Source organism: Clostridium sp., assembly GCF_032552055.1.
Lineage (GTDB): Bacteria > Bacillota > Clostridia > Clostridiales > Clostridiaceae > Clostridium.
In genome coordinates, this window is record NZ_JAWGSV010000151.1 from 1 (window position 1) to 7535 (window position 7535).

Consider the following 7535-nt stretch of genomic DNA (forward strand, 5'->3'; position numbering starts at 1 on the left):
ACCATCTCAAAACCTGGCCCTACATTACTTATTGAAGTTAACACAGCAGTTGATGTAGTAATTAAATCAAATCCATCTAAAGAAACAATTACAATCCCAATAATCGTTATTACAAGATATGCACCTAAAAATAAGAATACACCTGAAATTATTTCTTCATCTACTACCTTACCATCCATTTTAACACTTTGTATTCTCTTTGGATGAAGTATCCTATCTATTCCACGTCTTATAGTTTTTAACATTATTACTATTCTAGTAGTCTTTATTCCTCCACCAGTAGATCCAGCCATAGCTCCTGATATCATAAGAATTAATATTATAACTTTACTCAAGGTTGGCCATAGATTAAAGTCTACTGTTGCATAACCTGTAGTAGTTATTATTGATACAACTTGGAAGGAAGACTGCCTAATCGACTCCTCTATTCTTCCGTTATTAATGCTTAATATATTTATAGTAATAAATACTATAGATACACCAATCATCAATAAATAATACCTTAATTCTTCACTTTTAAAGAAACTCTTAATACTTCCTCTTGCTATTTGGAAGAATAAAGCAAAATTCACTCCAAAAAGCATCATAAATATTGTAATAATCCACTCACTTGCTGGATTGTTAAAAGCAGCAACACTGGCATTCATATTAGAAAATCCACCTGTTCCTGCAGTTCCTAGTGCATGTATTATAGCATCATAAAATGAAAGCCCTGCAAACATTAATAAAACAGTTTCTATTATAGTTAATAAAAAATATATTATATAAAGTATCTTTGCTGTTTGACTTAACTTTGGAACAATTTTACCTGGATTAGGTCCTGGACTTTCTGCTCTTAATAGATATATTGTATTAGATCCTAACGAAGGTGCTAAGGCTAATATAAATATTAAGAATCCCATTCCTCCTATCCAGTGAGTGAAACTTCTCCAAAATAATATTCCCCTAGGTAGGGATTCTATTTCAGTAAGTATTGTGGCACCTGTTGTTGTAAATCCTGATACAGTTTCAAAAAATGAATCTATAAAAGATGGTATTGCTCCACTTATTACAAAAGGAAGTGCTCCAAAAACTGCTATTACAATCCAAGATAATCCTACAGTAAAGAATCCTTCTTTTGCATACATTTCATTATCTTTAACTTTAATTCGGCGTAATCCCAATGCTAGAGGTAACATTAAAATTATAGTGTATAGAAAAGAATTAGCATCCCCATCTCCATAAAATAAAGCTACCCCAAATGGGATTATCATAAGTAATAACTCATATAATAATACATTTCCAATAAATCTTAACACCATTTTATAATTCATTTTTTCTACCACCTACGAAATATGTCATCAATTTGTACTATCTTCATATCTTTAGATACAATAATTACTCTATCATTTATCTTTAAGTAGTCATCACCTGTTGGAATAATAATCTTATTATTTCTAACAATTGTAGCTACTAATGCATTTTCATTAAATTCTATATTCTTAAACTTCTCATTTATATTAGTAGTATCACTACCTACTATAAATTCTACAGCTTCAGCTTTATCATTACAAATTCTATATATATTTTCTATAAAGCTCTTTTTCTTATTCTTTAAAGATCTTACATATTTCAATATTTTATAGGCAGTAACAAGCTTTGGATTTACCATAGTGTTTATACCAACAGCTTTTCCTATATCTCTATAATTATCTCTTGTAATTTTAGTAATTACATTACTTACAGATTTATTATATGCTAATATAGAAGCTATTATATTATCTTCATCTCTTCCTGTTAATGTAATAAAACTATCAACCTCTAATAAACTTTCAGATAGTAGAAGCTCCTCATCCATACCATCCCCATTTATTACTATTGAGTTTGGTAAAAGTTCATTAAGTTCCTCACATACAGTTAAATCTTTCTCTATTATTTTACAGCTAACTCCTACTTCATTGATTATTTTAGCAAGATAATATGCAATCTTACCTCCACCAACTATCATAGCTCTCTTAACTTTTTTCTTATACTTTCCAAGCTTGTTAAATAGATTTTGAATATCTTTATGTTCACCTATTACATATACTCTATCTTCACTATTAAAAACATAGTCTCCCTTCGGCAAGATAAACTCGTCGTTTCTTTCTACACCACAAAAAAGTACATTACCCCTAATAAATGCAATATCACTTATTCTCTTTCCTTCAAGTGCTGTATCTTTAACCTTAAATCCAACTAAATTTACCTTTCCATCAGAAAAATTATCTATATTACATACTGATGGGTACTTAATTAATTTAGCTATTTCTATTGCTGCAGCCTTTTCTGGATTTATAACTAAATCTATACCAACGGCTTCAGTTAAAAGAGTTATTTCTTCGTCATAACTCGGATTTCTTACTCTTGCCACTGTATATTTTGCACCTAATTTTTTTGATGCAAGAGAGCAAAGCATATTTAATTCATCACTATCTGTAACAGATATTAATAAGTCTGCCTCCCTTACACCAGCTTCTTCAAGAACTTTTAAACTTGTGGCATTACCTTTAACACACATTACATCCAGATTGTTATTTACATGTTCTAAAGCCAAGTCTTTCTTATCAATCATGGTAATATTATCTCCATCGATGGACAGGTACTGAGCTAATGTATATCCGACCTTTCCTGCACCAACTATAACTATGTTCATCTCATATCTCCTTATGTTTAAATACTAATTAGTTATATAACAAATCAATTATACAACACAATAATTATTTATTCTATCTATAAAATAACTTTTTAAATAGATACTCTTAAATTATCCTTTTCCTAAAGTGGTAATAGAGTAATATAAAAAAGCCATATAACATAGTATTATACAGCTTTACTTTACTTATTTCTATTATATCTTGACTATATTAATATTGATGCTCCATTTTCTTAAAGAAATCTACCTTTGGTTCAAGAAATTTAAATCTATGATTATCTCCATCTTCAAAATAAGAATGAATAGGATGAAAAATTTTATTCCAATCCCAAAGCTTATCATCAATATTTAAATACTCCTTAAACATCTCACAGCCTTCAGGGGCTATCGGATGTATTAACACTGCTATAACTTTACATGCATAAAAACAATCTGCTAGTACCTCACTTTTAAGCTCTTCCTTTTTAATATTATTTGACCAATGCTTATTGATTTCTCTAATATAATCATCTAAAACATAGGCTATTCTATGGAAATCTTGATTATACATATGCTTTTCATATTCCAACACTGCTTTTTCTGTTAAAGTCTTAATCTTTTCACTAACCTCTTCTTTTGGAATAGCCTCATTTAAGCTTTGTAATGTATAAAAACATGAGCGAATAAGTCTATTAAATACGTTAGTTAATAGGTTTCCTTCCTTTAAAACAGGATCTACTCCTACTTTTTCCTCTTCTTTCATATAAACTTGTGGTTTAAATCCAACACTTTTTGATGATAGTCCTAAACTCATAAAATGCATACGTAATTGATCACTAGTATAAAAACTTAATAATTCATCTGCCATTGGAGGCTTTACATCAGAACTACTACTTGCTTTTTTATCCATAAATAAAATGTGCTTATTAGGAACTATATGAGGAAGTTTTATATCATTAATATTTATTTCTTCTCCCTTAGCCTTCTTAAGAGCGATAAAGATAGCCATTTCTGCAATTGAATAAAAATAAATATTATCCTCTCCTATAAATTGATACACCATGGAATCATCATCTTCCCAGTAACATTTATATTTATTAGGATTTTTTCCTATTGATTCTAAGTATGCCTTTGTAAAAGAAATTGGTGCCCATAAAGATTCTGGCCATACCCAAAATGTTAGATCCTTCAAATCTTCTTTATCTGGTACTTTTACTCCCCATGTGATATTTCCTGATAATCTAAAGGGAACTAATGTCTTACCACTAGTATAGTAGATATTTAAGTTATCTAAGGTTTCTTTTGCCTTATCTCTATCTTCTAATTTATCAAAAATGAAAGTAATTGAAGCTTTATTTTCTTCATCAATAGTTTCATGCTTTGGAAGTTTAAATTCTAACTCCCTTAAATCATTAATATATTTTCTTGGTACATATATTAATGGCTTCTTTAAAAATTCATCTATAGCTTTAATTTCAAATTTTCTTCTGTTAGTATTTTTCTTTAAAAACTCATTAAGTTCCTTCATAGTATCCATTGAATCATCTAAAGTAAAATACCAATTTTCTATACTTTTTAACATAGGTTTCTTACCTGATAAAGTACTAATAGGATTAATTAATTCTGATGCCATATATTGATGCCCTAATGCACATTCTTCTCCATATGCCTTATCAGAGTTACAGCCTGAAATTGGACACCTTCCAACTACTTGCCTTCCATTTAAAAATGTCTTCTTATCCTCATCATAAAATTGCAAAGCTGACATCCTTTTTACATATCCATTTTCATATAAAACGTTAAATATTTCTTCTGAAACTTCATTATGAACTTCTCCTGTCCTACCAAAAGCTGAAGCACCAAAAATATCTAAACTAATCTTATAATCTTCTATAGTTTTCTTTTGAGCTAAATAATTATCCTTAACATAATCTTCTATAGTTTTATCATAGCCTTCATTCTTAAGCTTTCTATAACTTTCAAGTATAGGTGAACCATAACAATCTGTCCCCGATACGAAGATTACATTTTCTTTCCCTATTCTATCCCTTAAAAATCTTGCAAATATATCGGCATGAATAAACATTCCTCCAATATGTCCAAAGTGAAGATTTTTATTCCCATAAGGCATTCCAGCTGTAATTACAGCTTTCTTTGGAAATATTGGTCTTTCATTTTTTTCTAATCTCTTGCTTATCATCATTACTACTCCTTTATGATAATTTTAAAATCAAAAAAGCCCCTGTAGAAATCTATTCTACAGGGGCGAAATTACATTTCACGATACCACCCTTTTTCCCTAAAATGTCACCATCCTAGGCTCTTCAAGTACACCATCACCATAAATTAGGCAAATCATACTCTAGTTCTGTAACGTGAACTAACGTCATATCATCACTTATAATATTATTATAAGATCCGTATGAAGCTCCGAGGCTTGTTTCATTATGACTTCATAATTTCCTTTCACCAACCAGAAACTCTCTGTATACTCATTCATAATTACTCTTCTCTTCATAGCTTTTAATTTGTTTAATTATATATCTTATGATTCTATGTGTCAATTTATTTTTATAATAATATTTATCTTTCTTAACCTTTTGTAAAATAATAAAAACTCATCTTATCCTACCATTTTTGTATTATAAATGAATTTATTCTATTTTTCTCCATACTTTTTACTGTAGTTAACCTGTACACTTATATTAGGATGAATATTGCAAAATTGGCTAATTACATAATAACAGCTTGGACACGGCTCCCATTTACTATATAAAATAAGATTTCCCTCATCTTTTATAACTTTTTCTTCTATTTGATTATGAATTTCTTCAAATATCTTTTTCTCACTATCATTAACTCTATTATAGCCTATCCCTAATTCACCTAATTTATTAACTTTAATACTCTTAAATACTGTTTTTTCTAGAGTTGGAGCTATACAATAATTTTCTATATCATTACTTCCGCTTATTGCTTTAAACTCCTTATTATCAAATATTGCTACTGCTATATTTATAGAATCTTGTAATGCATTGCTTTGATTTATTTTAAATGTTCCTTCTTCATTTTCAGAAACTTTCATATATTTTCTTAAATTCTTTATTAAACGCTGCATTCTTGGTATATTATTAGTTAAATATTCATGGTATTCTACAGAACCCTTCTTAGTTTTTATATATTGGCAATCAATTTTTTCCGGTATTTCAATAGATATTGATTTTACTTTAGTATCTACATTATATTTCTCTATAAGTACCTCTTTTTTATAAAGAAGCATTTTTTTTAATAATTCAATATCTTTTCCATAAATATAATCCTTATCTATTTCCTTTTCTAAATTCTTTATTTTTTCTTTCTCATCTTTATAAATCTTTCTAGATATATTCCTCTTTATTTCTTCAATATCCTTTAATATATCTTCAATATTATCTTGTGTACTTGTCTCTCTTTCATATTCAATTCTATCTATATTTAATCTCTTTACTTCGCCTATTATTCTGCAAAGTTTCTTATGCTCATTTTCAAATAATATAATCTTTTCTATATAATCAATAAGATCATTTATATCATTTACTTTATAACTAACTTCATTATCTTTAATTGAAGTATATAACCTTTCAGCTACAGTATTATTTAGTCTGAAATTTTTTTTTAATTCTTCCTTAAAGTCTTCTTCTCTAAAATCATTTATTATATATCCCTCACATCTAAGAGCATTCTTAAAATCATCTAAATTGCTGATTTTTATTCTATCCTTTTTTCTATTTTTTAATGTAGCATCTATTTGCGTCATATTTACCTCTTTTTTAATTCATGTTTTAAAATTAATATGCCTTTATATAAATTTTCACTTTAATTATTTATTTGAATTTATAACGTAATCTTTAAATTTCTTTTTAATTTCAGAAGTATATTCACTCTTATTCCATCCCATATAAATATTCTTAAATCCTATGTTGTCTTTAATCTTAAGTATAGAAATCTTATTAGTATTAATTGTAGGTATATTTAAAACTATTGAAATTCCTGCTCCAGCTTCAACTAACTTGGAAAGTAAAATCCCCTCATTAGGTTCAGCAATTACCTTAGGTGTATAACCCATTAACTTTAAATATGGTTCCTTTTGATCACAAGAATTATCTTTATATGTTATAAAGTACTCCTCCTTTAAATCCTTTAGATAAATTTCTTCTTTATTTGCTAGAGGATGATTTTTAGGCACTATCAATACATACTCTATTTGTTTTACTAGAATAAACTCTATTTTAGGATAATCTTCAAGATTATTTATATTATCAAAGAATCCAAAATCAATTCTTCCATGTTTTAAATCCTTTAATATTTCTTCTGTAGATTGATTATTAATATTAAACCTTGCTTGAAAATTATCATTAAAGAAACTACTTAATATAAAAGGGATAAATGTTGTTCCTATGCAATTAGTGGATGTAATCGAAATAACATTATCATTATTTTCCTTCATATTATGAATTTTTTCTTTTCCTCTTTCTATTTCAATTAATGCTGAATCAGCATATTTTAAAAATACTTCTCCAAATTTAGTTATTTTTATATTTCTTCCTTCTCTTTCAAAAAGTGAAACTTCTAATTCTTCCTCTAATTTTGAAATAGCTTTGCTTAAAGCTGGTTGAGTTACAGATAATATATTTGAAGCTGTTGTAAAATTTTTGGTTTCAGCTATTACTTTAAAATATTCTAAATGTTGTAAGTTCATTTTATCTCCTTTTTATAATTCTTCTACCTAAAACACAGTATAATTAATAACTTTTAGTTATTGATTTATAATTAATTTGAATTAGACATATTCTTTAGTATAGTGATATACTGTCATAGTCGTATTTAACAATAAAACTTATAT

5 protein-coding genes and 1 other annotated feature are annotated in these 7535 nt (G+C 27.6%); all 5 genes read right to left on the reverse strand.

What is annotated here, in order from left to right; genetic code table 11:
- A partial coding sequence (locus tag E6248_RS10635; protein WP_316340782.1) for a TrkH family potassium uptake protein occupies window positions 1-1313 on the reverse strand: 1313 nt, incomplete at its 3' end.
- 5 nt (window positions 1314-1318) lie between these two features.
- Window positions 1319-2674 (reverse strand): Trk system potassium transporter TrkA, encoded by a 1356-nt coding sequence (gene trkA, locus E6248_RS10640; protein WP_316340783.1) that lies wholly within the window; start codon window positions 2672-2674, stop codon window positions 1319-1321.
- Between the two features lie 211 nt (window positions 2675-2885).
- A complete protein-coding gene (locus E6248_RS10645) occupies window positions 2886-4853 on the reverse strand; it encodes a class I tRNA ligase family protein (RefSeq protein ID WP_316340786.1) in 1968 nt (655 codons plus the stop codon).
- A gap of 58 nt (window positions 4854-4911) precedes the next feature.
- Window positions 4912-5180 (reverse strand) — a binding site (T-box leader).
- A gap of 132 nt (window positions 5181-5312) precedes the next feature.
- Entirely contained in the window at window positions 5313-6449 is a 1137-nt protein-coding gene (locus tag E6248_RS10650; RefSeq protein WP_316340784.1) for a deaminase domain-containing protein, read from the reverse strand.
- A 63-nt stretch (window positions 6450-6512) separates the two neighbouring features.
- Window positions 6513-7391: a LysR substrate-binding domain-containing protein gene (locus E6248_RS10655; RefSeq protein WP_316340785.1), complete on the reverse strand. Its 879-nt coding sequence runs from the start codon at window positions 7389-7391 to the stop codon at window positions 6513-6515.
- Window positions 7392-7535: the final 144 nt, after the last annotated feature.

What these genes read in the sequence shown, in the direction of transcription:
- E6248_RS10650 (WP_316340784.1), bottom strand. Translation starts at nt 6,449, where the DNA reads ATGACGCAAATAGATGCTACATTAAAAAATAGAAAAAAGGATAGAATA.
- E6248_RS10645 (WP_316340786.1), bottom strand. Translation starts at nt 4,853, where the DNA reads ATGATAAGCAAGAGATTAGAAAAAAATGAAAGACCAATATTTCCAAAG.
- E6248_RS10655 (WP_316340785.1), bottom strand. Translation starts at nt 7,391, where the DNA reads ATGAACTTACAACATTTAGAATATTTTAAAGTAATAGCTGAAACCAAA.
- trkA (WP_316340783.1), bottom strand. Translation starts at nt 2,674, where the DNA reads ATGAACATAGTTATAGTTGGTGCAGGAAAGGTCGGATATACATTAGCT.